Here is a 25,734-nt window from a genome sequence, read left to right on the forward strand (position 1 = left end):
TACAGTCAGTTGACTGAGTATTCAGAGGCTTGCGGTCTTCATTTGTCAGGCCATCCTGCTATTGCTGTGAACAGCACGAGGTGCAAGAGCATGAAGGGATTACGACGGTTACTGGCCGCTACCCTGGCCACGTTCGGCTTGTTGGTTTCACCCGTTCCGGTATTCGCTGCCCAGGCACCGATTCACTTTGCCGACCTGAATTGGGAAAGTGGCAGCCTGATCACCGAGATTCTGCGGATCATCGTCGAGCAGGGCTACGGCTTGCCGACCGATACCTTGCCCGGAACGACCATTACCCTGGAAACCGCCTTGGCCAACAATGACATTCAGGTCATTGGCGAAGAGTGGGCGGGCCGCAGTCCGGTCTGGGTCAAGGCTGAGGCCGAGGGCAAAGTCGCGAGCCTGGGCGATACGGTCAAGGGCGCGACCGAGGGCTGGTGGGTGCCGGAATACGTGATCAAGGGCGACCCGGCCAAGGGCATCAAGCCGCTGGCGCCGGGGCTGCGCAGTGTCAGTGATCTGCCGCGCTACAAGGATGTGTTCAAAGACCCGGAAACCCCGAGCAAGGGGCGCTTCCTGAACAGCCCGATCGGCTGGACGTCGGAGGTGGTCAACAAGCAGAAGCTCAAGGCCTATGGGCTGAACGACAGCTACGTGAACTTTCGCAGTGGTTCGGGGGCGGCGCTGGACGCAGAGATCAGTTCGTCGATTCGTCGCGGCAAACCAGTCCTGTTCTATTACTGGTCACCGACGCCATTGCTCGGCCGTTTCAAGCTGATTCAACTGCAAGAACCGCCATTCGACGCTGAAGCCTGGAAAACCCTGACCGAGGCCGACAATCCTAATCCGAAGCCGACTCGCTCACTGCCCTCGAAGCTGTCCATCGGCGTGTCCGCGCCGTTCCAGAAACAGTACCCGCAGCTCACCGAGTTCTTCAGCAAGGTCGATTTACCGATCGAAGCGTTGAACAAGGCCTTGGCGCAGATGAGTGAAAAACACACTCCGCCACGTCAAGCGGCCGAGGCGTTCATGAAGGCGAACCCGCAGGTGTGGCAGGCCTGGGTGCCCAAGGATGTGGCGGATAAAGTCGCTGCCCAGCTGAAATAAACTGCTCGGGTGTACATAGATCTCGTAGAAGCCTGCGATCTTTTGATTTTGCCGTTGGAAGCAAAATCAAAAGATCGCAGGCTTCGCCAGCTCCTACGGGGCGCTTTTAAAATCGCACAAGGAAGTTCATTCTGCTGCAACATTTCACACGGGACGTCTGAATATGAGTCTTTTGGTCGCGCAATGGATTGCTGCAATCTTTCTGGTCATCAGCTTGATCCACTTGTATTGGGCGGCGGGTGGCCAGTGGGGTAGCGAGGCGGTGATACCGAGAGTACCCGGGGAGGGTGGTGAGGCATCAAGGCCGGCGTTCAAGCCATCGGGCTTTGGCACGCTGCTGGTGGCGGTGGGTTTGCTGCTGATTGCGATGCTGGTGTGCCTGCGGGTCGGACTGTATCTGCCCACGGTGCATCACTGGTCGTTGCAATGGGTGATTAGCGCGATTGCGCTGCTGATGTTCGCTCGGGCGATCGGTGATTCGAATCTGGTGGGGTTCTTCAAGCAGGTCAAGGATTCGAAGTTTGCCCGGCTCGACACTTGGGCGTATTCGCCGTTGTGCGTGGTGTTGGGGGCCGGGTTGCTGGCAGTGGCCTGGATTTGATTCGGGCAAGCAAGATCTTTTGCGTTTAACTCCCGGGTTCCGTGCGCCGACTACTCACTTCCGCCGGCACATCATCCCCCGCCATGCGCTTGCGGAACAGCGCTGCCCGGGCCAGCAGCAGCGTGGTCACCGGCATCGTGATCGATAACAGAATCGGAATCAGCCAGGCATGCAACACCGGCCCCGACTTGAGCGCCGAAAAGTAAATGATCGAAGCCAGTGCCACGCACCACGCGCCCAATGTCGAGGCCAGCGCCGGCGGGTGCATGCGCTGGAAGTAATCCTTCATCCGCAGCAGCCCGACCGCGCCGATCAGCGCAAACAGACTGCTGAGCACCAGCAGAATCGCCACCGGAATTTCCACCCACAAAGACAGTTCAGCGCTCATTCGATCACCTCGCCACGCAACAGGAATTTGGCCAGGGCAAACGAGCCGACAAAGCCGAACAGGGCGATTAGCAGCGCCGCCTCGAAGTAGGTGTCACTGGCATAACGAATGCCCAGCGCGAGCATCATCAGCATGGCGATGATGTACAGGTAATCCAGGGCCAGAACCCGATCCTGGGCCGACGGGCCCTTGAACAGGCGGATCAGGGTCAGAATCATCGCCAACGAAAAGATGAACAGGCTCAGCAGGATTGCGTTCGACAGCAATTCGCTCATTCGAAGATCTCCATCAAGGGGCGCTCGTAAGTCGCCTTGAAGTGCTGGATGAATTGGCTTTCGTCATCCAGATCGAAGACGTGCAGCAACAGAATGCTGCGATCCAGCGCCAGTTCCGACCAGACCGTGCCGGGAATCACCGTGCAGATGATCGACAGCGCCGCCAGACCGTTGGCATCGCGCAAGTCCAGCGGCACCTTGATGAACCGCGAGCGAGGCGCGCGCCGCCCGGCATTGAGCACGCCCCAGGCCACGGCAAGGTTGGACACCAGCACATCGCGCCCGACCAGCAAGAACAAATGCAGGATTACCCCAGGGCGACGAATGCGGATCGGCAACGGCCGCAACTTGCGCATCATCAGTGGGGCACAGAGGCCCAATACCGCGCCCAACAGCACATTGCCGGGGCTCATCGACAGGTTCAACAGCAGCCACAGCAGCCACAAGGACAGTGACAACCACGGCGCAGGAAACAGACGCTTCATGGTTGCACCTCCACCAGTGCTGCCCTGGCTTCAGGGCTCGGCACCGCACGGGTGCCGAGCACCGCCATCACGTATTGCTGAGGGTTATTCAATGCTTGAGCGGCGGCCTGGGTGTAGCGCAGCAGCGGTTCAGCCTTGAACGTCAGCGCGATGCTCAGCCCCAGCAGCACGATGATCGGCACGCATTCCAGGCGGCGCAGCAAAGGCGACGGTCGCTCTTGTGGGGTCCAGAAACGCTGGATGCCCAAACGCGAGAAAGCGATCAACGAGGCCAATCCGGACAGGATCAACAACGTCAGCAACCCCCACGCGCCGTTCGATACCGGCTCGTCGCTGCCATTACCCAGGCCCAGCGGGTTGAGCAGGGCGCTGAGCAGGCTGAGTTTGCCGATAAATCCGGAGAGCGGCGGCATGCCGATAATCAATAAAGCGCAAGCGATGAAGCTCAGGCCGAGGAAGGCCATGGTCCAGGGAATCACCTGACCAACCACGGCTTTCTGGTCGTCATCGAGGTTGAAGCCTTTGGGCGGCTGCAAGGATTCCAGGGGCCGTGGCAGCAGCTCGCCGTCATCGTCCAGTGGCATTTCGTTGGCCGAACGCGAACGCTCGATCAACTCCGCCAGCAGGAACAGCGCGCTCAAGGCCAAGGTCGAGCTGACCAGGTAAAACAGCGCCGCGCCGATCAGGTTCGGCTGGGCGAAACCGATGGCCGACAACAAAATGCCTGCCGACACCAGAATGCTCAGGCTGGCCATGCGCTCCAGGCGTTGCGCGGCGAGGATCGCCACGGCGGCGCAGACGATGGTCGCCATGCCGCCGTAGATCAGCCAGTCGCCACCGAAGTACGCGGAGGCCCCGGCCTGGCCGGAGAACAGCAGCGTCCACAGGCGCAGCAAGGTGTAGACGCCGACCTTGGTCATGATCGCGAACATCGCCGCCACCGGCGCGCTGGCCGCTGAGTAGGCCGGCACCAGCCAGAAGTTCAGTGGCCACATCCCGGCCTTGGCCAGGAACGCCACCGCCAGAATCGCCGCGCCGGCATGCAGCAGGCCGCGATCGGCTTCCGGCACCAGCGGGATTTTCAGCGCCAGGTCGGCCATGTTCAGCGTGCCGGTAACGCCGTAGATCAACGCTGCGCCGATCAGGAACAGTGACGAGGCCAGCAAGTTGATCGAGATGTAATGCAACCCCGACGACACCCGCGCCCGGCCCGAACCGTGCAGCATCAACCCGTAAGAGGCGGCGAGCAGCACTTCGAAAAACACGAACAGGTTGAACAGGTCCGCCGTTAGGAAGGCGCCGTACAGGCCCATCAACTGAATCTGGAACAGTGCGTGGAAACTCGAACCGGCGCCGTCCCAGCGGGCCATGGCGAACAGCAGGGCGCTGACGCCGATGATCCCGGTCAGCACCAGCATCAGCGCCGACAGACGATCGACCACCAGCACGATGCCGAACGGCGCCTGCCAATTGCCCGGCAGGTACACGCCGATGGAGCCGGGCACGCCGGTGGTTTGCGTCCATTGCAGCAGCATTACGGCAATGCCCAGTCCCAGCAGGCTGGAGAACAGGTTGATCTTGGCCTTTAGCGGGCGGTGTTTCTCGCCCAGCATCAGCATCACGGCGGCGGTCAGCAGCGGCAGCAGAATCGGTGCAACGATCAGGTGAGTCATCGCCATCATTCTTTAGGCTCCCGGCCATCCACATGGTCGGTACCGGTCAGGCCCCGGGAGGCGAGCAGCACCACCAGGAACAGCGCGGTCATGGCGAAACTGATGACGATTGCGGTCAGCACCAGCGCCTGCGGCAGCGGGTCGGTGTAGTGCAGCAAATCCTGAGGCACGCCGTCCTTGATGCTCGGCTCCTTGCCGATGAACAGGCTGCCCATGCTGAAGATGAACAGGTTGACGCCATAGGACAGCAGGCACAGGCCCATGACCACCTGGAACGTCCGTGGCCGCAGTATCAGCCATACGCCGGACGCGGCCAGCACACCGATGGCGATTGCGATGACTTCTTCCATCAGATGGTTCCTTGGGTGACAACGGCTTTGGCCGCGGGCCTGATTTGCGCGCTGGTTTTATGACCGCGTACCGATTGGTGGGCGAGGGCGGTGAGGATCAATAGCGTCGAACCGACCACCACGGCGTACACGCCAATATCGAAGAACAGCGCGCTGGCGATATGAATGTCACCCAGCAGCGGCAGCTCGAAATGCCAGGTGTGGGTGGTCAGGAACGGATACCCGACCGCCATTGCCCCGAGCCCGGTAACGGTGGCGAACAACAGCCCGGTGCCCATCCAGCGCAGCGGCCGCAGGCTCATTTGCGCCTCGACCCACTGGGTGCCGGCGACCATGTATTGCAGGATGAACGCCACCGACATCACCAGCCCGGCGACGAAACCGCCGCCCGGTTGGTTGTGCCCGCGCAGGAACAGATAGAAGGAGATCACCAGGGCGATTGGCAACAGCAGGCGCACCAGCACCGCCGGCACCATCATGAAACCGAGCGCGGTGTCGCTGGCGTGACGCGGGTTGACCAGATCGGTGACCACATCGGGCGCCAGCAGACGCTGTTGGGCCGGCAGTTGCAGGCTTTCTTTCGGAGGACGGAAGCGTCGCAGCAGGGCGAACACCGCCAGGGCCACTGCCACCAGCACGGTGATTTCACCGAGGGTGTCGAAGCCACGGAAATCCACCAACATTACGTTGACGACGTTGCTGCCGCCGCCTTCGGGCAGGGCGCGACTTAGGTAGAACGAGGAAATGTCGTTGGGCGTCTGGCGGGTCAGCATCGCGTAGGACAGCAACGCCATGCCGCCACCGACCGCTGTCGATAGCAGCAAGTCACGAACCCGCCGTACCCGCGCCTTGCGCAGGCTGCTCGGCAACGGTGACACCTCTTCGATCCGTCGCGGCAACCAGCGCAGGCCGAGCAGGATCAGCACCATGGTCACCACTTCGACCACCAGTTGCGTCAGGGCCAGGTCCGGCGCCGAGAACCAGACGAAGGTCACGCAGGTCATCAGGCCGCAGACACTGACCATGGTCAGGGCCGCGAGCCGGTGATACTTGGCTTGCCACGCCGCGCCGAGTGCACAGGCAATCGCCAGCAGCCAGAGGATCACGAACACGATCGAGCCCGGAATTTTCGCCCGGTCGCCCCAACTCAGGCTGCTGTGCAGCATCGGGATCAACCCGGCCAGTACGGCGGCGAGCACCACCAGAAACAGTTGGGTTTGCAGGCGCCGGGTGCTGATCCGCCGCTCCAGGCGACGGGCCAGACGCATCATGACCACCAGGCTGCGCTCGAACAGCCGCTTGCCATTGAAACGGCTGATCACCGGCGGGTGCGTGAAGCGCCCTTGCTTGAGTTGATTACGCAGCAACAGGTAAAGCACGATGCCGCCGGACATGGCGATCAGGCTCATGATCATCGGTGCGTTCCAGCCGTGCCAGATCGCCAGGCTGTACTCGGGCAGCGTGCCGCCCACTACCGGTAATGCCGCCGCCGCGAGCAGCGAGCCGACCACTTGCGCCGGGAAAATCCCCACGACAAGGCAGGTAAACACCAGCAACTCCACCGGCGCGCGCATCCAGCGCGGCGGCTCGTGCGGGGTGTGCGGCAGATCGGTGGCGGTCGGGCCGAAGAACACGTCGACGGTGAAGCGCAGGGAGTAGGCGACGCTGAACGTCCCGGCGATGGTCGCGACGATCGGCAGGGTCATCTCGACCCAGGCCGTGGCGTTGATGAACACGGTTTCGGCGAAGAACATCTCTTTCGACAGGAAGCCGTTGAGCAGCGGCACGCCGGCCATGGAGGCGCTGGCGACCATGGCCAGGGTGGCGGTGAACGGGATCAGTTTGACCAGGCCGCTGAGTTTGCGAATGTCCCGGGTGCCGCTTTCGTGATCGATGATCCCGGCGGCCATGAACAGCGAGGCCTTGAACGTGGCGTGGTTGAGAATGTGGAACACCGCGGCCACGGCGGCCAACGGACTGTTCAGGCCCAGCAGCAGGGTGATCAGACCCAGGTGGCTGATGGTCGAGTAGGCCAGCAGGCCCTTGAGATCGTTCTGGAACATCGCGCAATAAGCGCCGAGCAACAGGGTGCAGGCGCCGGCCCCGCTGACGATGTAGAACCATTCTTCACTGCCGGACAGCGACGGCCACAGGCGCGCGAGCAGGAACACCCCGGCCTTGACCATGGTTGCCGAGTGCAGATAAGCCGAGACCGGCGTCGGTGCCGCCATCGCGTGGGGCAACCAGAAGTGGAAGGGAAATTGCGCACTTTTGCTCAGGGCGCCAATCAGGATCAGGGGCAGCAGAATAGGGTAGAGGGCATGCGCGCGAATCAGCTCGCCGGCGGCCAGGACCTTGTCCAGGTCATAGCTGCCGACCACATGGCCGAGCAGCATGACCCCCGCCAGCAAACACAAACCGCCCGCGCCGGTGACCATCAGTGCCATATAAGCACCCCGTCGCGCATCGGCGCGGTGGTGCCAGTAGCCGATCAACAGGAACGAGAAGAGGCTGGTCAGCTCCCAGAAAAACACGATCTGGATCAGGTTGCCGGAGATCACCAACCCCAGCATGGCGCCCATGAACGCCAGGAAAAACGCAAAGAAGCGCGGTACCGGATCGTCCGGTGACATGTAATAGCGGGCGTACAACGAAACCAGCGTACCGATGCCCAGCACCAGCATCGAGAACAGCCAGGCGAAACCGTCCATGCGCAGCACGAAGTTCAGGCCCAGGCTGGGTAGCCAGAAGAACTCTTCGCGGATCACGCCGCCATGGGCGATTTGCGGGTACAAGAGGGCGACCTGGACGGTGCCGATCAAGGCAACCAGGCCAGCCAACAGCGATTCGGTATTACGCGCGTTGTGCGGCAGCAAGGCTGCCAGACAGCTGCCGATAAAAGGCAGAAGCAGTAGAACTATCAGGGACATAGGCTTCTAATCTGCGGAAGTTTGTGAAGCATCATACGTGCCAGCTCCCCGATCACCAAACGTCAAGCTGTCGCAGAATCCTACAAGGTAGACGGAAAAACCCTGTTTATCATTGTTTCAATGGAGATGGGGGAGCCCCGAAAAGATCTTGCTGTTAATTGCCGCTTTCGCTCTCCAAGGCTTCATCAACCTCGGCAGCCGCCTTACCCTTGGTCTTCAACTCACTGACAATCACCGCCGCCACAATCAACCCCGCACCCATCAACGCAATCGCCGGCAAGCGTTCCCCGGCGAGCCGCCCGGCAATCCCGGCCCATACCGGCTCCCCGGCATAGATCAACGTCGCCCGGGTCGGCGAAACACTCTTCTGCGCCCAGTTCATCGCCACCTGGATCGCCGCACTCGCCGCGCCCAAGCCTAAAGCGCTGCACAACAGCAACCATGAGAAATCCGGAATCACTTCCTGAGTCGGCACCACCATCAGGAACGACAGCACCGACGTCACCGCCAATTGCACCACCGTCACCCGCCGCACGTCGACCTGGCCGGCATAGGTGCTGATCAGAATGATTTCCGCGGCAATCGCCACGGCGCTGATCAATGTGGCGATTTCACCGGGGCTGAAATTGAGCGACGCGCCGGAAGGCCCCGACAGCAACATCAACCCGGTAAAGGCCAGCATGATCCCGATGCTCGGCATCAACCCCGGACGACGCCCCAGCACCAGCCATTGCAGCAGCGGCACGAACGGCACATACAGCGCGGTAATAAACGCCGACTGACTGCTGGGAATGCTCTGCAAACCCACGGTCTGCAAGCCGTAACCAAGCATGATCGCCACGCCGATAAACGCCCCGGCCTTGAGTTCGAACAGCGTCAGTTCACGCAGATGGCGCCAGGAGAACAGCGCCACAAGGCTCGCCGCCGCGGCAAAACGCAGCCCGACGAAGAACATCGGCCCGCTGACGGTCATCGCATGCTGCACCAGCAAAAAGGTCCCGCCCCAGACCATGGTGATCAGCACCAGCACGCACTCGGCCTTGCTGAACCGGGAGAAACGGGGGGATGTATGAGAAGCGTTCATTGACGTCATGACCTTGCGCGCCATCTGAGGGAGACGCACAATGCGCCCGAAGTTGGGCAGTATACTGCGCAACGCCACCCAGTGAGCAATATAGTGCACAAAGATTCCACCCAACGGGCTTCGGTCCTCCAGCACGTCAGCCTGAACGTGCGACGTCTGCGCCACGCCGCCGACATGAGCCAGAGCGCCCTGGCCGAAAAGTCCGGGGTCAGCCGCCGGATGTTGGTGGCCATCGAGGCCGGCGAGAAGAACGTCAGCCTGACCACGCTCGACCGCGTGGCCGAAGCGCTGGACGTGGCCTTCAGCGACCTGATCCAGGCCCCCGACGCCCGCGACCCGAGCCGCATCAACGAACTGGCCTGGGCCGGTACGATCCCGGGCAGTAAAGCGGTGCTGCTGGCCAAAGCCACCGCCACCCGCGAAGTAGAACTCTGGGAATGGCGCCTGGAACCGGGCGAGCATTACCCCTCGGAGCCGGATGCCGAAGGCTACAGCGAACAGCTTTATGTGTTCGAAGGTTGCCTGACCCTGATGCTTGGCGGTCAGCCGCAGAAAATTGCGGCTGGCGAGTTCTTTATGTTTGCCAGTCATCAACCGCATTCTTATCGCAATGATGGGGACGTGGCGGCGCGGTTTGTGCGTAATGTGGTGATTTGACTGTTTACCGGCTAACACTGGATAAACGCTTTGCTGTTTTAAAGCTGCAAGTATTTCTTGAATAACTCTTCAACCTGTTGAAATAAAAGAAAATTATATTCAGGTGCGGCTCCTGAAAAACAGTGGGGATGGCATCGAGACGAGCAGGTGAGCTTCCTGATGGCCGAGCAAAATATTAACGTGGCACTCAAGTACGCTTCACAGGCTAGCGTCCGGTGAGTGACTGGCACGGGGCGATCAGCACGACTTCTATTCAGGTAAACATTGATCAGTGAGTACGCCATGACTGACACCCCACGCGGACAGGCGACCGACGCCATCCGCCACGCGGACATCCTGATCATCGGCGGCGGCCTGAGCGGCGCGATGCTGGCGGCGCAGTTGTTGCGTTTGCCGGGCAAGCGTCAGGTGCTGGTGATCGAACCCCGGGCCGAACTTGGTCGGGGCGAAGCGTATAGCGCGGTCGAACTGGGCCATACGCTCAACGGCAACGCGGCGCGGATGAGCGTTGACCCCGACAACGCTGATGATTTGACTCAATGGCTGACCGAGTACATTGCGGCCGGCGGCTGGCCGGAGTCGGATCAGCAGCATGTGCCGATCAGCGAATTGTTTCCGCCGCGCGGGCTGTTTGGCGTTTATATGCAGCAGCGTTTGGCCGAGGCGCAGGCGGTGGGCGCATTGAATGGTTCGAGTGTCGAGCATGTGCGGGCCGAGGTGGTCGACCTGCAAACCCGGGACAACGCTGTATTGCTGACCTTGAGTGACGGGCAACGTTTGCAAGGCGCCTATGCGGTGCTGGCCACTGGTATGTTCCCCGCCGCGCGCACACCGCAAACCGAATCCAGCGGCTTGAACGCAGCGGCGCTCGACCCGTGGGATGTGGCCGCCATGCGTCAGCTCGATCCGCAGTCGACGGTGCTGATCATCGGCTCGGGCCTGACTATGGTCGACGCCGTGGTGTCGCTGGAGCAGGCCGGGCATCGCGGGCCAATCGAAGTGTTCTCCCGTCATGGTCTGCTACCGCATGTGCGCCGACAACCGTCGGCGTGGGTGGATTTTTTAGCCGCGGACCACAGTATTCGCACACCGCGTCAGCTGGTGCGGGAACTGCGTCGGCATTGTCGCGATGCCATCGCTCAAGGCATTGACTGGCAAGCGCCGCTGGACACGGTGCGGGCGCACATCGGGCGGTTGTGGAGTCAGGCGACGGATCGGCAACGCCGGCAATTTGTGCGGCATGTACGGCCATGGTGGGAAAGCCATCACCATCGCTCGCCGCCGTTGAGTGCCGAGTTGGTGGCGCGGCTGCACGGGGAAGGGCGGTTGCGGATTCAGGCCGCATCGTTCAAGGGGCTCGAGCCTGCGTCGGACGGCGAGGTCAGTATCCGCATTCGTCGTCGTGGCGAGACGCAAACTTGCGTGGTGCATGGCGCGGCGCTGATCAACTCCAGCGGCATCGAATACGACTGGCGTCGGGTGGCGCGGCCGTTGCCCCAGCAGTTGCTCGCTCGCGGGCTGGTGCGTCCGGGGCCATTGGCGCTGGGCATTGCCGCGGCGGTGGATGGCGCGGTACTGGGTGCCGACGGGCAGGTCGCCAGCCGTTTGTTCGCCATGGGGCCGCCGTTGCGCGGCATGTGGTGGGAGAGTACGGCGGTGACTGACGTGGCGAGCCAGGCCAAGTTTCTTGCGGCGCGATTAGTAAGCGATCTGTTGTAGCAGCTGCCGAGCCCGCGAGGCAGCTGCTACGGGCAGGCCAAGTCTCTTGCTCGCGAAGAGGCCAGCCCATCCACCGCAAAATCCACAGTAAGACCAATAAACAGTCGATGTTTAATCGACATCTCCAGATACTCACCCAGGCTACACAGCCTTGCGCCGTTGCCTACGACTACGCCAGAATCCGCCGGCTTGTGCGCCTTGAGGCCGGGCTCTATCGTTTCCGGGTCGCTGACGAATCAGCGATCGGGTTTAGCAGCTCGATGAATATCAAGGCACGTCAGTGTCGCCATTCGCGTTATGGCGGCTATGCGTGGGGCACTTCGGTGCGCCGGGTTCCTTGATCCCTGGTCTGCTAACCCGCGTACAGCCGCCACCTTCTTCGTTTAGCAGCGATAGATGTCGGCTCCACTGATCAAGGAGCTTCATTTATGTTCAAACCAACACCAAATCCTCCGGAAACCGACGACGTTTCCCCCTACGAATCCCTCGATTCCAAAAAACTCCACGAAGCCGCCGACCGCGCCCTCGACCACTACCTCAAACCACCCATCCCCAAAGCCACCAAGCGCAAACCCAGTACCATTTACCATGTGGGTGCGAAGGTCGATAACGAAACCCTGCTGGTCAACGCCTGCGAATCCCTGGCGTCAGCGAGCATGATGCTCAGTGAGTTCGCCGGACTGATGGACATGCCACATCGCAATGTGATGTTGGGGATTCAATCGGTGGTCATGCTTGGGGAGTTGGCGGTGAACCGGGTGCTGGATAATTTCGATCCACAAGACTAGCTAGGATCTTTGGCAAAAGGGGCTTGTTGTGGCGAGGGGGCTTGCCCCCGTTCGGCGGCGCAGCCGTCGCAAAACCGGTATATGCGGTGTATCTGAAAACATGCAGTTGCAGGTTTTGGGGTCGCTTCGCAACCCAACGGGGCGGTGCGGCGTTCCGACAAGCCCCCTCGCCACAATGGGTTCCTGACTGAGCGCCTTAAATGCAAGAAACCCCGCATCACGCGGGGTTTCTTGTTTCCGGTGGTTTAAACGGCAACTCAAGCCCGCTTCCACAGGGTTTTGCGTATCAAGCCACCACTTGGTAGCACGGCACATACGCCGCGCCACCCGGCAGTTTCATCCGGTGCTGGGCGACGAAGGCTTTGAGCAAGTGGTCCAGCGGCTGCAAGACCTCGGCATCACCGCGAATCTGGTACGGCCCGTGTTCTTCGATCAGGCGGATGCCCTTGTCCTTGACGTTGCCGGCGACGATGCCGGAGAACGCGCGGCGCAGGTTGGCGGCCAGTTCGTGGGGCGGCAGGTTGCGGCTCAGTTGCAGGTTGGCCATGTTGGCGTGGGTCGGGTCGAACGGGCGCTGGAAGCCTTCGTCGATCTTCAGCAGCCAGTTGAAATGGAACGCGTCGTTGCGCTCGCGGCGGAACTGTTTGACCGCTTTGAGGCCCTGAGTCATCTGCCGCGCCACTTCGGCCGGGTCGTCGATGATGATCTCGTAGTGCTGCTGCGCTTCTTCACCGAGGGTTGCGCCGACGAAGGCGTGCAGTTGCTCCAGATACGGCGCGGCGCTTTTCGGCCCGGTAAGGACCACCGGGAACGGCAGGTCCTGGTTGTCCGGGTGCATCAGGATGCCGAGCAGGTACAGGAACTCTTCGGCCGTGCCCGCGCCACCCGGGAAAATGATGATGCCGTGGCCAACCCGCACGAACGCTTCCAGGCGTTTCTCGATGTCCGGCAGGATCACCAGTTCGTTGACGATCGGGTTTGGCGCTTCGGCGGCGATGATCCCAGGTTCGGTCAAGCCGAGGTAGCGACCGCCGTGGATGCGTTGCTTGGCATGGGCGATGGTTGCGCCTTTCATCGGGCCTTTCATCACGCCAGGGCCGCAACCGGTGCAGATGTCCAGGCTGCGCAGGCCGAGTTCGTGGCCGACTTTCTTGGTGTATTTGTATTCTTCGGTGTTGATCGAGTGGCCGCCCCAGCACACCACGATTTTCGGCTCGACGCCGGGGCGCAGGGTGCGGGCGTTGCGCAGCAGGTGGAAGACGTAGTCGCTGATGCCCTGGGAGGTGCTCAGGTCGATGCTCAAGGCGTCGAGTTCGTTTTCGGTGTAGACGATGTCGCGCAGGGCGCTGAAGAGCATTTCGCGGGTGCTGGCAATCATTTCGCCATCGACGAAAGCGTCGGCCGGGGCGTTCAGCAGTTCCAGGCGTACGCCACGGTCTTGCTGGTGAATGCGGATTTCGAAGTCTTTGTAGGCTTCCAGAATGGTCTTGGCGTTATCAACGTGGGCGCCGGTATTGAGGATGGCCAGGGCGCACTGGCGGAAGAGGGTGTAGGTGATACCGGATGAGGCTTCGCTCAGTTGCTGTACTTCACGCTGGGAGAGCGTTTCCAGGCTGCCTTTAGGGCTGACCGAGGCGTTGATTACATGTCGTTGGGTCATTCAATGATCCTTAAAACGATGTCACCCGCCAGCAACGGCGCATGGCATCCGAATAGTGTGTATCCATGATGAAGATGGCACGAACTGCGCTGTATCGCCATGCTCCCGTTTGACGATGAAAAGATGAAAAGGAGCTCCAGCATAGCTAAATCCTTCGGGGAGGCGATAATGCCTCGCAGTCTTTTTGTCACAGCGCCTTTTACCATCGATGCAAGGAACCCCGTCGCGATGTTCGAAATCCAGCCAATGAATGCCGAAACCTATCGACGCCAGACGCGGCGCAGCACGGTGATCATCGCCCTGATGTTCCTGGCGCTGGCGATGGTGCTGTCGACGGCGGCGGTGACGTTGTTCGGTGAACCCGGCGGCGATAATCTGCGCTTCAATGTGGGCGGGGTGTTTGCCGCGTTGTTGCTGACAGTGGCGTTGATGCGCGGCAGGTTCTGGAGTCAGGAATGGATGGCGCCAGCGGTTTACGGTTGGCAGCTCAAGCGCAGCCTGATGAGCGTCACCAACGTCATGCACCAGGTGACGGCGGCGGTGGAGCAGGGCGATCCGGGCGCCATGAAGCTGCTGCGCTTCTATCACTTGGGATTGAGCCAGATGCACCAATTGGACGGCAACTCCAGCGACCAGGGGCAACTGACCCGTGAGATGGATCAACACGCGGCGCGGATGCAAGCACTGGGCATCGATACTGAGCAGACGCAATTGAATCCGGCCTGGCTTGAGGCATTGAAACAGGCGCGCGCCTGATCCCTCTCAAACCCGCAGGTGCAGCGTTTCAAAGAGTTGTCGGTCTTCCTTTTTGGCCGAGCGGGCGTGACGCCGAATGACCTGCAACAGGCAATCGGTGAAGCACAGTGCCGGATTGCTCAGCGCACCATTGCGGCGTGTCACGATGCTCAACTGCCTGGGTTCGAATTGTTCGGTCAGCCCCAGGGAAACCACTCGGCCGAGAAAGGGCGGGGCGATACTCACGATGGATGGCCCCCAGGTGCACATGTCGGCCCGTTCGACCATCATCTGCAAGATCGCCAGTGAATGGGCGCGGACGATTCGGCTCTCATCAATTTGTGCACCGTGTTTCCAGAATAACTCCTGCATCAGCCCATCGTGACCGTCCGGTGCATAGTTCAAGGTCCAGTTCTGCTCCAGCAGCTCATGGATCGATCGAGCATTCTGTTGTGCATGGCCCTGGCGGACCAACACCGACGTTTGGTAATCGAGCAGGGTTTCGCAGGCAAATTCCTGGGTTGATTGCGCCGGGTGAAGTTGGCCGATCGCAAAATCCATGCTGCCATCGCGCAGCAGCGGTTGGGCCACGGCCATCAGGCTTTCGAACAACTCCAACCGGATTTCCGGCATTCGTTCCCGAAAGGCCAGTACCACTTCGGGCAAGAAGGTCAAGGCAATCCATGGCGTGATCCCCACACAGAGCCGCCCCTGAGCCTTGCCTCGCAGGTGATCGAGCTCTGTCTGCGCATGTTCGAGTTGCTTGATCACGAGCCGGGCGTGAGTCAGCAGCACTTTGCCGTACTCGGTGAAGTTCAGGCCGTTGGGCGTTCGGGTGAACAGCGGTAACTGCTGGCTGGTTTCCAGCTCGCGAAGTGCTTTGGTCACGGCGGCCTGGGACATATCCAGCGAACGCGCGGCTGCGCGGATGCTGCCGGTTTCGGCGCTGGCGATCAGCGCTTGTAGTTGATGCAGTTTCATATGCTCACCGTGACGACAACCAATGGTTGTCATCATAACCAAACTGCGTCTCCCCAGCCTGTATTCCGTTCCCTAAGATCAACCCCAACAGCCGCCCAGACCTATCGAGGGAATACAACAATGAACGCCGGCCCCGTCTTGCCTGGTATCGCAGCGATCCAGGATGAAATGATCGCCTTGCGGCACAGCATTCACGCGCACCCCGAGTTGGGCTTTGAGGAATTCGCCACCAGTGAGCGGGTTGCACAGTGTTTGACGCAGTGGGGGTTTGAGGTCAGCACCGGTGTGGGCCGGACCGGAGTTGTCGCCACCCTGAAAAATGGTGAGGGGCGGTCCGTTGGCTTGCGCGCCGACATGGATGCACTGCCGATTCAGGAAACCACCGGCTTGCCGTATGCCAGCCGGATTGACGGTGTGATGCATGCCTGCGGCCACGATGGGCATACCGCAACCTTGTTGGCGGCCGCTCGATACCTGGCGCAAACCCGGGCGTTCAACGGCACATTGCATCTGATTTTCCAGCCGGCCGAAGAGGGGCTGGGCGGTGCCAGGAAAATGCTTGAAGACGGCCTGCTCGAACGGTTCCCGTGTGATGCGGTGTTTGCCATGCACAACGTGCCGGGTTATCCCGCCGGGCATCTGGGGTTTTACAGCGGCCCGTTCATGGCGTCTGCCGATACGGTGACGATCAAAATCATCGGTCACGGCGGCCACGGCGCTGTGCCGCACAAGGCCATCGACCCGGTGGTGGTGTGCGCCTCGATCGTGATTGCCTTGCAAAGCATCGTGTCGCGCAACGTCAATCCGCAGGACATGGCAATTATCACGGTGGGTTCCATACATGCCGGAAGCGCTTCGAATGTCATTCCCGTGTTCGCCGAAATGAGTCTGAGCGTGCGAGCGTTGACCCCTGAGGTTCGCCGGCTGCTCGAACTCAGAATTACCGAGCTGGTCGAGGGCCAGGCCGCCAGTTTCGGCGCACAGGCCCATATCGACTATCAGCATTGTCATCCGGTGTTGATCAATGATCCCGAGCAGACAGCGTTCGCCCGTCAGGTCGCGCAGGACTGGCTGGGCGAAGGACAAATGATTGACGACCTGCGCCCCTTCACCGCCAGCGAGGACTTCGCTTTCATCCTGGAAAAGTGCCCGGGCAGCTATCTGGTGATCGGCAATGGCCAGGGCGACAGCGGCTGTCTGCTGCACAACCCCGGCTATGACTTCAATGATGCCTGCCTGCCGATCGGGGCGAGTTATTGGGTGAAGCTGGTCGAGGGTTTTCTGCGTTGAGCGGCGGCGCTTTCAAGCGCTGCGGCTGTACAAAAAGCTGTCGGTAACCTGGCTCGGCGAGCCTATAGAGGAAAAATAACAATGAAAAAAATGATCGCGGCTGTATCACTGGTGTTATTCACGGCATCCGGCCTGGCCGGGGCGGCCGACTGGTCCGGCAAAGTGTTGAAGCTGGGCGTCGACCCGACCTACCCACCGCTGGAATACAAGAACCAGGATGGCACGCTGACCGGCTTCGGGGTCGACATCGCCGAGGCGCTTTGCGCCGAGTTGCATGCTCGCTGTGTCTGGGTTGAAAGCAGCTGGGACGGCATGATCCCGGCCCTGCTGGCGCGCAAGTTCGACGCGGTGGCTTCGTCGATGACCATTACGCCCAAGCGCCTGGAGCAGATTGCGTTTACCGACAAGGTGTCCAATGCGCCGGCGCGTTTGGTGGTCAGGCGTGGATCGGGCTTGCTGCCCTCCCTGGAGTCGCTCAAGGGCAAGCGTATTGGCGTGGAGCAGGGGTCGACCCAGGAGGCTTATGCCAAAGCTGTCTGGGGTTCGAAGGGCGTAGACATTCTCTCCTATCAGAATCAGGACCAGGTGTACGCCGACCTGGTAGTGGGGCGACTCGATGCCTCGCTGCAGGGCGCGATCCAGGCCAGTTACGGGTTTCTGAACACTGCGCGGGGCAAGGATTATGAATTTGCGGGTGCCAACCTGGATGCCCCCGGTTTTTTTGGCGTCGGTGATGGCATTGGCTTGCGCAAGAGCGATGTCGAACTGCGCGAAGACTTGAACAAAGCGCTGGCGACGATTCTGGCCAACGGCACTTACGAGCGGATCAACAAGAAGTACTTCGATTTCGACGTCTACGGCGCGAAATGATGCCTCTCGATACCTGAAACAGGGCGGCCGTCCGGGCCGCTCTGTTTGACCATCCTCTTCACTAATAAAAACAAGGAGAGCGAAATGCTTCTGGAAGGCTTTGGCCCGCAAATCCTGCTGGGCACCCTGGCCACCCTCAAACTGGCCTTGGGATCACTGCTGATCGCCGTTCTGGCAGGGCTGCTCGGCGCCAGCTCCAAGTTGTCCTCCAGTCGTTTGTTGCGAGCGCTGGCCACGGGTTATACGACGGTGATTCGCAGCATGCCGGACCTGGTCATCATGCTCCTGTTGTTCTTCAGCTTGCAGATGCTGCTCAACCGGATGACGGATTGGCTAGGCATCAACCAGATCGATATCGACCCGTTCCTGGCCGGTGTCGCCACCCTGTCATTCATCTACGGGGCATATTTCACCGAGACTTTTCGCGGTGCCTTCCAGGCAGTCCCGGCTGGCCAGATCGAAGCCGCGAGGGCCTACGGCATGAGCCGCGGGAAAACCTTTCGCAAAATCCTCTTCCCGCAAATGCTGCGCCATGCCTTGCCGGGCATTGGCAATAACTGGCAGGTGCTGATCAAGTCGACTGCCCTGGTATCGATCATCGGCCTGACCGATGTGGTCAAGGCCACGCAGGATGCGGGCAAGGGCTCGTTGCAGTTCTTTTATTTCACGCTGGTCGGCGGCCTGATCTACCTGGCCATTACCACCGTTTCCAACGTTGTCTTGATGTGGCTCGAGCACCGCTACTCGGTGGGTGTCAGGAAGGTTGCACCATGACCGGCATTCTCGATGACTACTGGCAGGCTTACCTGTGGAGCGACGGGCCGCACTTTTCCGGGTTGGCGGTGACCTTGTGGCTGCTCATTCTTTCGGTGGTGAGCGGTTTCCTGCTCGCGGTTCCCTTGTCGATCGCCCGCGTCAGCCGTAATCCGCTGATCCGCCTGCCGGTGTGGTGCTACACCTACGTGTTTCGCGGCACCCCGTTGTACATCCAGCTGCTGTTCTTCTACACCGGTGTGTACAGCTTGCATGTGGTGCGGTCCCAGGATTTTCTCAACGCGTTTTTCCGTGACGGGTTCAACTGCACGGTGCTGGCGTTCGGGCTCAATACCTGTGCCTACATGACCGAAATTTTCGCCGGTTCCATCAGGGCGACCGCCCATGGCGAAATCGAGGCCGCCCGAGCCTACGGGATGAGCCGTTTCACCCTCTATCGCCGGATCGTTCTGCCGTCGGCGTTGCGCCGGGCCCTGCCGTTCTTCAGCAATGAAGTGATTTTGATGCTGCATTCCACCTCGGTGGCGTTTACCGCCACGGTTCCCGATTTGCTGAAAATTGCCCGCGACGTCAACTCGGCGACTTACGCCTCCTTCACCGCATTCGGCATTGCCGGATTGTTGTATGCCGGCAGCGCGTTTTTGCTGATCTGGCTGTTCCGTCGCGGTGAATTGCATTGGCTTGCCTACCTCAAACCCCGGACGCACTGACTCCTGACGGGACATGCTCGAATGTATAAATTGATCGTTGAAGACGTACACAAGAACTACGGCAGCCATGAAGTGTTGAAGGGCGTCTCGCTCAAGGCCAGGGCTGGCGATGTGATCAGCATCATCGGCTCCTCGGGGTCGGGAAAAAGTACCTTTTTGCGCTGTATCAACCACCTCGAACAACCGTCAGCCGGGCGCATCATTGTCAACGCCGAAGAGCTGCTGACCCGCAAGAACTCGAGGGGCGAATTGTGCGTGGTCGACCCCCGGCAGTTGCAGGTCATGCGCAGCAAGCTGTCGATGGTGTTTCAGCATTTCAACCTGTGGAGTCACATGACGGTGCTGGAAAACCTCATTGAGTGCCCGATGAGCGTGCTGGGTGTCGGGCGCCTGGAAGCCCTGGAGCGGGCGCGGCATTACCTCTTCAAGGTCGGCTTGCCGGCAAAGGTCGAGGGCCAGTATCCGGTCCAGTTGTCCGGCGGCCAGCAGCAGCGCGTTGCCATTGCTCGCGCGCTGGCCATGGAGCCGCAAGTGATGCTGTTCGATGAGCCGACTTCCGCGCTGGACCCCGAACTGGTGGGCGAGGTGCTCAGAGTCATGCAGCAGCTTGCAGAGGAAGGGAGGACGATGGTGGTGGTCACCCATGAAATGGCATTTGCCAGGCAGGTGTCGAATCAGGTCATCTTTTTGCATCAGGGACGAGTGGAGGAACAGGGAGCACCGAGCTGTGTGCTGGAGCAGCCTCGGAGCGAGCGGTTGAAGCAGTTTCTGGCGGGAAGCCTTAAGTAACGGGTGCTATCATCCTCGCTGATCCGGCGGATGATTTCGATGAGCGTTTTCGTGCAAATCACCTATCGTATCGGGTTGTAAAGGTTTGAGCGCCGGTCACGGCTGGCTGGCGCTAAAAGGGCGAACGGGAAAATTCGCCATGTCATAAGGGATTCAGGGAGCGTCATGGGGCATCCGTCCGTCAAAGATCGTATTGAACACACCCCGCTCGCCACGCCTTGGGTGCCCGAGCCGGTTGAGTCAACGCTCAAGGTTCGATACGCGGTTTCTCTGCTCATTGCGGTGTGCCTGTCCTTGATGGCCATTGTGATCGGGGAAAGCTGGAACTCGCGCCAGTACCATCTGCGTGAGAGCGAAGTGGCGATGTCCAACCTGGCGCAAACCCTGGCTTCGCAGGCGCAGGCATCGATCAAACAGGCCGACACGCTGCTGTTTTCCCTGGTGGACCGCCTCGAAATCGACGGTATGCAACCGGATAAATTTCCCCGGCTGCAACGTTTACTCCAGGCCCAGCGCAGTGAACTGGCGCAGATCCATGGGCTGTTCGTGTTCGACGAAGAAGGACGCTGGCTCGCCAACGCCATTAACGTCATACCGCCCAATGCCAATAATTCCGATCGTGAATATTTCATCTACCACCGTGATCATCCCGACCGCGGTCCTCATATCGGTCCGTCGATAAAAAGTCGCTCGACCGGTGAGTGGATCATGACCGTGTCACGCCGGATCAATCACCCTGATGGCCGGTTTGCCGGCGTGGTGGTGGCTTCGATCTACCTCAAGCATTTTCTGGATTTGTATAACAGTATCGATATGGGCAATAACGGGGTGATCAACCTGATCGCCGATGACGCCACCATCGTCGTTCGGCGCCCGTTCAACGAAGCCGATATCGGCACCAGCGTCGCCAAGGGGCCGCTGTTTACCCAACTGTTGCCCAAGGGCGATTCCGGTACGGCAACGGTGAGGTCTTATGTGGATGGGGTGGTGCGGGTGGTGGGGTTTCGACGGGTCGAGGGGTATCCGCTTGTCGTCTTTGCCGCGCTCGACAAGAATGAAGTCCTGGCCAGTTGGCGGCAGGAGTCGATATTCAGTGCGGGCATCGTCCTGTTGCTGCTGGGGTTTCTGGGGGCTCTCGGTTATCGCCTGATCCGCCTCATGAAGCAGCAGAATCATATTCAGAACAATCTGCTGGAGACTCAGGACAAACTCATTGAGGTCAACCGCAGCCTGGAGTTGCTGGCGCTGGAAGATGCACTGACCGGGCTTTCCAACCGGCGTCAATTCGACCTGTTCATTCTCGCGGAAATGGGCCGTGCCAGGCGTAGCCAGACCCATCTTGCGCTGCTGATGATCGATGTCGACCACTTCAAGAGCTTCAATGACCACTACGGTCATTTGGCGGGCGATGAGTGTTTGCGCAAAATCAGCGCGATCATCACCGAAAACATCAAGCGTCCCGGCGATCTCGCAGCCCGCTTCGGTGGTGAGGAGTTTACGGTGGTGTTGCCCGCCACCGATTATGTGGGGGCATTTCTGGTGGCGGAAAAAATCCGCCGTGCGGTTCAGCAGGCCGGCATCGAGCACGTTGGGGGCGTGGAAGGCGTGGTCACGGTCAGCCTGGGTGTCTGCGCCTACGACCCGGCCTCGCAAGCCCAACCCGACGACATTGTCGGCGCCGCGGACAAGGCGCTGTATGTGGCCAAGGCCAGTGGCCGGAACATGAGTGTTATCGCCAACTGAGTTCAACCGGAGCGGTGGTTACTGCCTGAACGGGTCGGATGCTTCCATTGCCGGAACAGCCGTGCGTAGATCAACACGTTGAGCGCCAGCACCACGCTGCCCAGCCCCAGCTGAATCGTGGGCGTCAGCCCGGCCGGATAAATGATCGGCCACACGTAATGTTCGATAAAACCGCCGCCGTAACCGGTTTGCCCGGCCGCGTGGCGCATGCGGTTTTCCCATTCGGTGAGCGGGCACGTCAGGTGGAAGACTTCCACGGTCACGCCCCATGCAGCGGCGGGCAGGTGCCACCAGATCAGGTGGCGCCATTTGAGCACCAGCAGCCCGCCGAACAGCACGAACAGAATGAACAACAAGTGAGACAGCACCAGCCCGTCGGCGGCGATTCGGTAAAGCATGTCGATTCCCTGGCGCGTTATATGAATCGCTCCATGGTACTCGGGCTGGACGCTTGTGCTCTATCGATTGCCGCCTTCGAGCGCTGCCAGTACTTCTTTCAAACGTACGACGGTGGCTTCACTGCTGCGTTGCATTGGCGCTCGCAGCTCGTCGTGGATCAATCCTCCAAGGGCCAGGGCAGTTTTCACCGGAGCGGGATTGGGCTCGATGAACAGGCTGTGGATCAGCGGCAGCAACTGGAAGAAGGTCGTTCGGCCGGCCGCTAAGCGGTTGTCGCGAATCTGTTGATACAGCGTCACGAACAGCTCGGGATGAACATGGGCCGAGGCGGCAATCGCGCCTTTGGCGCCCAGGCATAGCGCGCCGAAGATCTGATTATCTTCGCCGCACAGCACGTCGACGTTACCGCTGGAGAGCAGCGCGAAGGTGTTGGCCGGGTTGCCGCCGCAGTCCTTGATCGCGACGATCCGCTCATGGGCGACGATCCGGAGCAGGGTCGTCTGCTCGAAGGCTATGCCGGTGCGATAGGGGATGTCGTAGAGAATAATCGGGGCGCTGGACGCATCGGCGACTGTCTTGAAAAAGGCTTCGAGGCCGGACTGGGAAGGGCGGATGTAGTAGGGCGGCGGCACCAGCAAGCCCGCCAGGGGACGCTTCAGGATTTCGCTTTGAAATTGCAGCAACTCGGTGAGGTTGTTGCCGGCCAGGCCCATGACCACGCGTTCTGGTGGAACCTGTTCCAGCACCGCATCGAGCACCGCCAGTTGCTCGTGTTTACCCAGCGCCGCGGCTTCCCCGGTGGTGCCGCAGACCACTATGCCATCGACGCCTTTTTCCAGCAGATGACTGACCAGCCGTCGCAGCCCGGCGAAGTCGATCGCACCATTGTGAAACGGCGTAACGATGGGAACCCAGATACCTTGAAACGATGACATGCACTTTCTCCTGAAGGTTGACCGATTTCGTCACCGTCAGAAGCGTAGAAGGAAGTCAGCAAGAGGAGGGGTGTCCGCCGCGCTCAATGTCCTGTCAGCTCATCTGACGGGACAGCGCGCCCCGGTCACATGAGCGACTGTTTCTTCGATTTAGGGGCGTGCGCAACGCAACCTTGCGCCTTGGCATTCAAGCCAATGACGACAGTGTTGAGGTTGAAAGTTGCGGACATGGTTGCTTACACCCTGAATGAGGCGCCCAGTTTTAAAAGCCGACGGGGTATTTGTCAATCGTGAAGTCGTTGCAAGTGCGCAAGATTGTTCAAGCCATCGGCCATGACTGCTGGCACAGTCTGAAGTCTTTTCCTGGTTGTAGAGCGTTATGTCCAACTCATTCATGCCGCGTACTGCATTCCTTCGTGGCGCCGCGGCCATCATGCCGTTGTCCCTGGCGACCGCGCCCTGGGGATTGCTGGCCGGCTCCATGGCCATCGAGGCCAACCTCACGCCCCTGCAAGGCCAGGGGCTGTCGAGCATCGTGTTTGCCGGCGCGGCGCAATTGGTCGCCATTGGCATGCTCAAGGGCGGTGCTGGGGTCTTTTCGATTCTGTTGACCACGTTGCTGCTGACCTCCCAGCATTTGCTGTACGGGATGAGCATGCGTTCGGTGATTTCCCCGTTGCCGGGCTGCTGGCGTATCGGGCTGGGCTTTTTGCTCACCGACGAGTTGTTCGCCCTGACCAGCCAGCATGACAAACAGCAGTTCAATCGCTGGTACGCCCTCGGTGTGGGCCTGACGTTTTACATCGCCTGGAACCTCTTCACCCTGGCGGGCATTGTGCTGGGCAGCAGCATTCCGGGCCTTGAACACTTGGGACTGGACTTCTCCATCGCGGCGACGTTTATCGCCTTGATCACGCCGGTGGTGCGCAACGTTCCGACAGTGGTTTGCGTGGCAGTCTCGCTGTTCTGTTCGGTGCTGTTCAGCTATTGGCAATGGGGCTCGGCGCTGGTGCTGTCGGGATTGGCGGGCATGACCGCAGGGTTCATCTGCAACAAACTCTACGTGGGGCGCACATGATGGTCTGGGCTGTGATTATCGGGATGGGCCTGCTGGTGTTCCTGAACCGCTACGTATTTCTTGAACCTCGGCTGCCGGTGCGCTTGAGCAGCAATGCCCGGCAGTTCCTCGGTTTCGCGGTCCCGGGCATGCTCACCGCGATCTGCGGGCCGATTGTGTTCATGCCCGACAAACAGTTGAACCTGCAGTGGGACAACCCCTATCTGATCAGTTCGCTGGTGGCCGTGGGCCTGGTGCTTTACACCCGCAATACTCTGCTCAGCATGTTGTTGAGCATGGGCTTTTTCTTTTTGCTGCGCTGGTGGCTCTGAGTCGTCCGGCGTGAAACTGTTCTACGCTTAACGGATGATCCCTTGAGGACGGGAGGTGGACATGGCCACTGAACCAAAGCGTCCGGACCTGGATGAAGACACAGATGAACCGACGGAAGAAGAAATCGAGCGGCAGAAGCGTTCGATGCCGGACTGGAAACACCCCGACGATGGTAAAGAACTGTCGGACCGCGACCAGGAGCGTCCGCTGAAGCCCTGATCCGCTTGCACATAGCCAAAAGCCCCGCCAATTGATGGCGGGGCTTTTTAGTTTTTGTAGTTTGAAATGCAATCACCTGGGGAGCAGGCGCTGGAACCAAACACTGTGTACCCTTATCCAACCTCGGCTCGCAGCGATTGGCGGGTCGATCGAAGGGATGAATGGGCGAGGGGTTTTTGCCATTAAACGTGACGGTCGCAAGGTCTGGCCCAAGGCAAAACATGAAGCAGTTGATCAAGGTTCTATCCGTATTCGCCATCGCCGTCGGCCTGTTTGGCTGTATCGCCGCCCCCATTGAAATGACGCCGCAGACGCAACAGCGCCTGCGCGCGCAAGCGCCGATCCGCTTTCTGCTGACCTTCGACGACGGGCCCAGCGCGTCCGGTTTCTACAACCCGACCGCCACTGTACTCGACAGCCTGGCGCACAATCCGCTGCAACCGGACATCAAAGCCGTGTTCTTCGTGCAGACCCGAGCCTCGGGCGCCGGCGGCAGTGACGTGGGCCGCCAACTCATGCAGCGCGAAAAGACCGAAGGTCACTTGCTGGGTTTCCACACGGCCACTCCCCACCACACCAACCATCGCTCCCTGGAGCCGGAGCAACTGGAGCAATCGCTGACCAACGGCAGCGCAGACATCGCCGCGATCACTGGCACTCCACCAAACCTGGTGCGTCCGCCGTTCTGGAACTACGACAAACGCACTTTCGCCGCCTACCAACAGCATGGCATGCACGTACTGCTGACCGACCTGAGCGCCAATGACGGCAAGATCTGGGGCTTCAACGCCAGCCCTCGGCGGCGGGCCAATATGCTGCGGCAGCTGTCCGAAGTCCGCGAGCGCATCGCCCTTGGCGAGTTGCCGACGGTGGATGGGGTGATTCCGGTGGTGGTGACCTTTCACGACCTCAACCGCTACACCGCCCGGCATGCCCGCGAATACCTGCAAATCCTCCTCGACAGTGCCAACGCCACCGGTCTGGCCACGGCGCAGAAACCGTTTTACGACGACACGGCAGCGCTACAGCGGGCGGCCATGGCGCGCACCGTCAAGCAGAGTTCCGAGCCTGTTCGTTTGCCGGGGATCTGGAATTGGATATGGGATGGGGATGCTCACTGAACCCGCTGGCGCATTGCGCAAGCTGGACTAATCTCAGTGGATCCAATCGGGAGGCCGTCCA

The 25,734-nt window shown here is 60.4% G+C and carries 27 protein-coding genes and 1 pseudogene; 17 read left to right on the forward strand and 11 right to left on the reverse strand.

The genetic code is table 11. The annotated features are described in order from the left end of the window. Positions 1–90: 90 nt before the first annotated feature. Complete coding sequence (locus LOY36_RS10800; protein WP_258673407.1) at positions 91–1,107, forward strand: ABC transporter substrate-binding protein; 1,017 nt, start codon at positions 91–93, stop codon at positions 1,105–1,107. Positions 1,108–1,270: 163 nt separating this feature from the next. Continuing rightward, on the forward strand, positions 1,271–1,708 hold the full coding sequence (locus LOY36_RS10805) for a DUF3995 domain-containing protein (RefSeq protein ID WP_258673410.1): 438 nt from the start codon (positions 1,271–1,273) through the stop codon (positions 1,706–1,708). Positions 1,709–1,733: 25 nt separating this feature from the next. Here LOY36_RS10805 and LOY36_RS10810 read toward each other — a convergent pair whose 3' ends face one another. The 7 genes from LOY36_RS10810 to LOY36_RS10840 form a co-directional block, all read right to left on the reverse strand. Beyond that, positions 1,734–2,096 (reverse strand): Na+/H+ antiporter subunit G, encoded by a 363-nt coding sequence (locus tag LOY36_RS10810; RefSeq protein ID WP_258673413.1) that lies wholly within the window; start codon positions 2,094–2,096, stop codon positions 1,734–1,736. Further along, positions 2,093–2,371: a K+/H+ antiporter subunit F gene (locus LOY36_RS10815; RefSeq protein WP_007935991.1), complete on the reverse strand. Its 279-nt coding sequence runs from the start codon at positions 2,369–2,371 to the stop codon at positions 2,093–2,095. Before LOY36_RS10815 ends, LOY36_RS10810 begins: the two co-directional genes overlap by 4 nt. Further along, positions 2,368–2,856, reverse strand: a complete 489-nt coding sequence (locus LOY36_RS10820; RefSeq protein ID WP_019649264.1) for a Na+/H+ antiporter subunit E — start codon at positions 2,854–2,856, stop codon at positions 2,368–2,370. The genes LOY36_RS10815 and LOY36_RS10820 overlap by 4 nt, the downstream gene beginning before the upstream one ends. Continuing rightward, positions 2,853–4,538, reverse strand: a complete 1,686-nt coding sequence (locus LOY36_RS10825; protein WP_258673416.1) for a monovalent cation/H+ antiporter subunit D — start codon at positions 4,536–4,538, stop codon at positions 2,853–2,855. Before LOY36_RS10825 ends, LOY36_RS10820 begins: the two co-directional genes overlap by 4 nt. Continuing rightward, entirely contained in the window at positions 4,535–4,879 is a 345-nt protein-coding gene (locus tag LOY36_RS10830; RefSeq protein WP_019649262.1) for a Na+/H+ antiporter subunit C, read from the reverse strand. Before LOY36_RS10830 ends, LOY36_RS10825 begins: the two co-directional genes overlap by 4 nt. Beyond that, positions 4,879–7,809 carry a monovalent cation/H+ antiporter subunit A gene (locus LOY36_RS10835; RefSeq protein WP_258673419.1) on the reverse strand — a complete coding sequence of 977 codons (2,931 nt, stop codon included), beginning with the start codon at positions 7,807–7,809 and terminating at the stop codon, positions 4,879–4,881. The genes LOY36_RS10830 and LOY36_RS10835 overlap by 1 nt, the downstream gene beginning before the upstream one ends. A 154-nt stretch (positions 7,810–7,963) precedes the next feature. Next, positions 7,964–8,992 (reverse strand): DMT family transporter, encoded by a 1,029-nt coding sequence (locus tag LOY36_RS10840; RefSeq protein ID WP_258673421.1) that lies wholly within the window; start codon positions 8,990–8,992, stop codon positions 7,964–7,966. On the opposite strand from LOY36_RS10840, the gene LOY36_RS10845 reads away from it, so the two are divergent. The 4 genes and pseudogenes from LOY36_RS10845 to LOY36_RS10855 all read left to right on the forward strand — a co-directional run bounded on the left by LOY36_RS10845 (position 8,987) and on the right by LOY36_RS10855 (position 12,057). Further along, positions 8,987–9,550 (forward strand): helix-turn-helix domain-containing protein, encoded by a 564-nt coding sequence (locus LOY36_RS10845; RefSeq protein WP_018928010.1) that lies wholly within the window; start codon positions 8,987–8,989, stop codon positions 9,548–9,550. The two genes, LOY36_RS10840 and LOY36_RS10845, sit on opposite strands and share 6 nt — an antisense overlap. 132 nt (positions 9,551–9,682) lie before the next feature. Beyond that, positions 9,683–9,773 (forward strand): annotated as a pseudogene (locus tag LOY36_RS29115) (ABC transporter ATP-binding protein); the annotation flags it as partial. Between the two features lie 59 nt (positions 9,774–9,832). Further along, entirely contained in the window at positions 9,833–11,269 is a 1,437-nt protein-coding gene (locus tag LOY36_RS10850) for an FAD/NAD(P)-binding protein (RefSeq protein WP_258673423.1), read from the forward strand. A gap of 428 nt (positions 11,270–11,697) precedes the next feature. Further along, entirely contained in the window at positions 11,698–12,057 is a 360-nt protein-coding gene (locus LOY36_RS10855; protein WP_258673426.1) for a DUF6124 family protein, read from the forward strand. Positions 12,058–12,343: 286 nt separating this feature from the next. Here the strand turns inward: LOY36_RS10855 and ppnN are convergent, their stop codons facing one another. Then, on the reverse strand, positions 12,344–13,717 hold the full coding sequence (ppnN, locus tag LOY36_RS10860; protein ID WP_018928007.1) for a nucleotide 5'-monophosphate nucleosidase PpnN: 1,374 nt from the start codon (positions 13,715–13,717) through the stop codon (positions 12,344–12,346). Between the two features lie 228 nt (positions 13,718–13,945). Between ppnN and LOY36_RS10865 the strand changes: the two genes are divergently transcribed. After that, positions 13,946–14,473, forward strand: a complete 528-nt coding sequence (locus LOY36_RS10865) for a DUF3087 domain-containing protein (RefSeq protein ID WP_258673437.1) — start codon at positions 13,946–13,948, stop codon at positions 14,471–14,473. A 6-nt stretch (positions 14,474–14,479) separates the two neighbouring features. On the opposite strand, the gene LOY36_RS10870 is transcribed toward LOY36_RS10865, so the two are convergent. Beyond that, positions 14,480–15,469 carry a LysR family transcriptional regulator gene (locus LOY36_RS10870; RefSeq protein ID WP_196808882.1) on the reverse strand — a complete coding sequence of 330 codons (990 nt, stop codon included), beginning with the start codon at positions 15,467–15,469 and terminating at the stop codon, positions 14,480–14,482. Positions 15,470–15,553: 84 nt separating this feature from the next. On the opposite strand from LOY36_RS10870, the gene LOY36_RS10875 reads away from it, so the two are divergent. From LOY36_RS10875 to LOY36_RS10900, 6 genes are all read left to right on the forward strand, one after another. Further along, on the forward strand, positions 15,554–16,723 hold the full coding sequence (locus LOY36_RS10875) for a M20 aminoacylase family protein (RefSeq protein WP_258673440.1): 1,170 nt from the start codon (positions 15,554–15,556) through the stop codon (positions 16,721–16,723). Between the two features lie 90 nt (positions 16,724–16,813). Further along, positions 16,814–17,593 carry an ABC transporter substrate-binding protein gene (locus LOY36_RS10880; protein WP_408981120.1) on the forward strand — a complete coding sequence of 260 codons (780 nt, stop codon included), beginning with the start codon at positions 16,814–16,816 and terminating at the stop codon, positions 17,591–17,593. A gap of 84 nt (positions 17,594–17,677) precedes the next feature. After that, positions 17,678–18,367, forward strand: coding sequence for an ABC transporter permease (locus LOY36_RS10885; RefSeq protein ID WP_019649253.1), 690 nt, complete (start codon positions 17,678–17,680; stop codon positions 18,365–18,367). Then, on the forward strand, positions 18,364–19,077 hold the full coding sequence (locus tag LOY36_RS10890; RefSeq protein WP_258673445.1) for an ABC transporter permease: 714 nt from the start codon (positions 18,364–18,366) through the stop codon (positions 19,075–19,077). Before LOY36_RS10885 ends, LOY36_RS10890 begins: the two co-directional genes overlap by 4 nt. Before the next feature lie 21 nt (positions 19,078–19,098). After that, entirely contained in the window at positions 19,099–19,866 is a 768-nt protein-coding gene (locus LOY36_RS10895; RefSeq protein ID WP_258673447.1) for an ABC transporter ATP-binding protein, read from the forward strand. Positions 19,867–20,031: 165 nt separating this feature from the next. Beyond that, positions 20,032–21,609, forward strand: coding sequence for a sensor domain-containing diguanylate cyclase (locus LOY36_RS10900; RefSeq protein ID WP_258673449.1), 1,578 nt, complete (start codon positions 20,032–20,034; stop codon positions 21,607–21,609). Between the two features lie 2 nt (positions 21,610–21,611). Here LOY36_RS10900 and LOY36_RS10905 read toward each other — a convergent pair whose 3' ends face one another. After that, on the reverse strand, positions 21,612–22,007 hold the full coding sequence (locus LOY36_RS10905) for a DUF2784 domain-containing protein (RefSeq protein WP_258673451.1): 396 nt from the start codon (positions 22,005–22,007) through the stop codon (positions 21,612–21,614). 60 nt (positions 22,008–22,067) lie between these two features. Then, positions 22,068–22,943 carry a 4-hydroxy-tetrahydrodipicolinate synthase gene (gene dapA / locus LOY36_RS10910; protein WP_258673453.1) on the reverse strand — a complete coding sequence of 292 codons (876 nt, stop codon included), beginning with the start codon at positions 22,941–22,943 and terminating at the stop codon, positions 22,068–22,070. A 379-nt stretch (positions 22,944–23,322) separates the two neighbouring features. Here dapA and LOY36_RS10915 point away from each other — a divergent pair, with 379 nt between their 5' ends. The 4 genes from LOY36_RS10915 (at position 23,323) to LOY36_RS10930 (ending at position 25,673) form a co-directional block, all read left to right on the forward strand. Continuing rightward, positions 23,323–24,021 (forward strand): AzlC family ABC transporter permease, encoded by a 699-nt coding sequence (locus LOY36_RS10915; protein WP_258673455.1) that lies wholly within the window; start codon positions 23,323–23,325, stop codon positions 24,019–24,021. Continuing rightward, on the forward strand, positions 24,021–24,332 hold the full coding sequence (locus LOY36_RS10920; protein ID WP_162830927.1) for an AzlD domain-containing protein: 312 nt from the start codon (positions 24,021–24,023) through the stop codon (positions 24,330–24,332). Before LOY36_RS10915 ends, LOY36_RS10920 begins: the two co-directional genes overlap by 1 nt. A 61-nt stretch (positions 24,333–24,393) precedes the next feature. Continuing rightward, complete coding sequence (locus LOY36_RS10925) at positions 24,394–24,552, forward strand: hypothetical protein (protein ID WP_019649247.1); 159 nt, start codon at positions 24,394–24,396, stop codon at positions 24,550–24,552. Positions 24,553–24,773: 221 nt separating this feature from the next. After that, positions 24,774–25,673: a polysaccharide deacetylase family protein gene (locus tag LOY36_RS10930; protein ID WP_019649246.1), complete on the forward strand. Its 900-nt coding sequence runs from the start codon at positions 24,774–24,776 to the stop codon at positions 25,671–25,673. Positions 25,674–25,734 lie beyond the last annotated feature (61 nt).

Origin of the sequence: Pseudomonas sp. B21-019 (genome assembly GCF_024749225.1) — a bacterium.
Classification (GTDB): domain Bacteria; phylum Pseudomonadota; class Gammaproteobacteria; order Pseudomonadales; family Pseudomonadaceae; genus Aquipseudomonas.

Coding starts and splice junctions, on each gene's coding strand:
- LOY36_RS10930 (WP_019649246.1), top strand. CDS start 24,774: ATGAAGCAGTTGATCAAGGTTCTATCCGTATTCGCCATCGCCGTCGGC.
- LOY36_RS10805 (WP_258673410.1), top strand. CDS start 1,271: ATGAGTCTTTTGGTCGCGCAATGGATTGCTGCAATCTTTCTGGTCATC.
- LOY36_RS10825 (WP_258673416.1), bottom strand. CDS start 4,538: ATGATGGCGATGACTCACCTGATCGTTGCACCGATTCTGCTGCCGCTG.
- LOY36_RS10850 (WP_258673423.1), top strand. CDS start 9,833: ATGACTGACACCCCACGCGGACAGGCGACCGACGCCATCCGCCACGCG.
- dapA (WP_258673453.1), bottom strand. CDS start 22,943: ATGTCATCGTTTCAAGGTATCTGGGTTCCCATCGTTACGCCGTTTCAC.
- LOY36_RS10855 (WP_258673426.1), top strand. CDS start 11,698: ATGTTCAAACCAACACCAAATCCTCCGGAAACCGACGACGTTTCCCCC.
- LOY36_RS10830 (WP_019649262.1), bottom strand. CDS start 4,879: ATGGAAGAAGTCATCGCAATCGCCATCGGTGTGCTGGCCGCGTCCGGC.
- LOY36_RS10875 (WP_258673440.1), top strand. CDS start 15,554: ATGAACGCCGGCCCCGTCTTGCCTGGTATCGCAGCGATCCAGGATGAA.
- LOY36_RS10880 (WP_408981120.1), top strand. CDS start 16,814: ATGATCGCGGCTGTATCACTGGTGTTATTCACGGCATCCGGCCTGGCC.
- LOY36_RS10885 (WP_019649253.1), top strand. CDS start 17,678: ATGCTTCTGGAAGGCTTTGGCCCGCAAATCCTGCTGGGCACCCTGGCC.
- LOY36_RS10895 (WP_258673447.1), top strand. CDS start 19,099: ATGTATAAATTGATCGTTGAAGACGTACACAAGAACTACGGCAGCCAT.
- LOY36_RS10900 (WP_258673449.1), top strand. CDS start 20,032: ATGGGGCATCCGTCCGTCAAAGATCGTATTGAACACACCCCGCTCGCC.
- LOY36_RS10800 (WP_258673407.1), top strand. CDS start 91: ATGAAGGGATTACGACGGTTACTGGCCGCTACCCTGGCCACGTTCGGC.
- LOY36_RS10835 (WP_258673419.1), bottom strand. CDS start 7,809: ATGTCCCTGATAGTTCTACTGCTTCTGCCTTTTATCGGCAGCTGTCTG.
- LOY36_RS10865 (WP_258673437.1), top strand. CDS start 13,946: ATGTTCGAAATCCAGCCAATGAATGCCGAAACCTATCGACGCCAGACG.
- ppnN (WP_018928007.1), bottom strand. CDS start 13,717: ATGACCCAACGACATGTAATCAACGCCTCGGTCAGCCCTAAAGGCAGC.
- LOY36_RS10905 (WP_258673451.1), bottom strand. CDS start 22,007: ATGCTTTACCGAATCGCCGCCGACGGGCTGGTGCTGTCTCACTTGTTG.
- LOY36_RS10915 (WP_258673455.1), top strand. CDS start 23,323: ATGTCCAACTCATTCATGCCGCGTACTGCATTCCTTCGTGGCGCCGCG.
- LOY36_RS10870 (WP_196808882.1), bottom strand. CDS start 15,469: ATGATGACAACCATTGGTTGTCGTCACGGTGAGCATATGAAACTGCAT.
- LOY36_RS10920 (WP_162830927.1), top strand. CDS start 24,021: ATGGTCTGGGCTGTGATTATCGGGATGGGCCTGCTGGTGTTCCTGAAC.
- LOY36_RS10820 (WP_019649264.1), bottom strand. CDS start 2,856: ATGAAGCGTCTGTTTCCTGCGCCGTGGTTGTCACTGTCCTTGTGGCTG.
- LOY36_RS10925 (WP_019649247.1), top strand. CDS start 24,394: ATGGCCACTGAACCAAAGCGTCCGGACCTGGATGAAGACACAGATGAA.
- LOY36_RS10810 (WP_258673413.1), bottom strand. CDS start 2,096: ATGAGCGCTGAACTGTCTTTGTGGGTGGAAATTCCGGTGGCGATTCTG.
- LOY36_RS10890 (WP_258673445.1), top strand. CDS start 18,364: ATGACCGGCATTCTCGATGACTACTGGCAGGCTTACCTGTGGAGCGAC.
- LOY36_RS10815 (WP_007935991.1), bottom strand. CDS start 2,371: ATGAGCGAATTGCTGTCGAACGCAATCCTGCTGAGCCTGTTCATCTTT.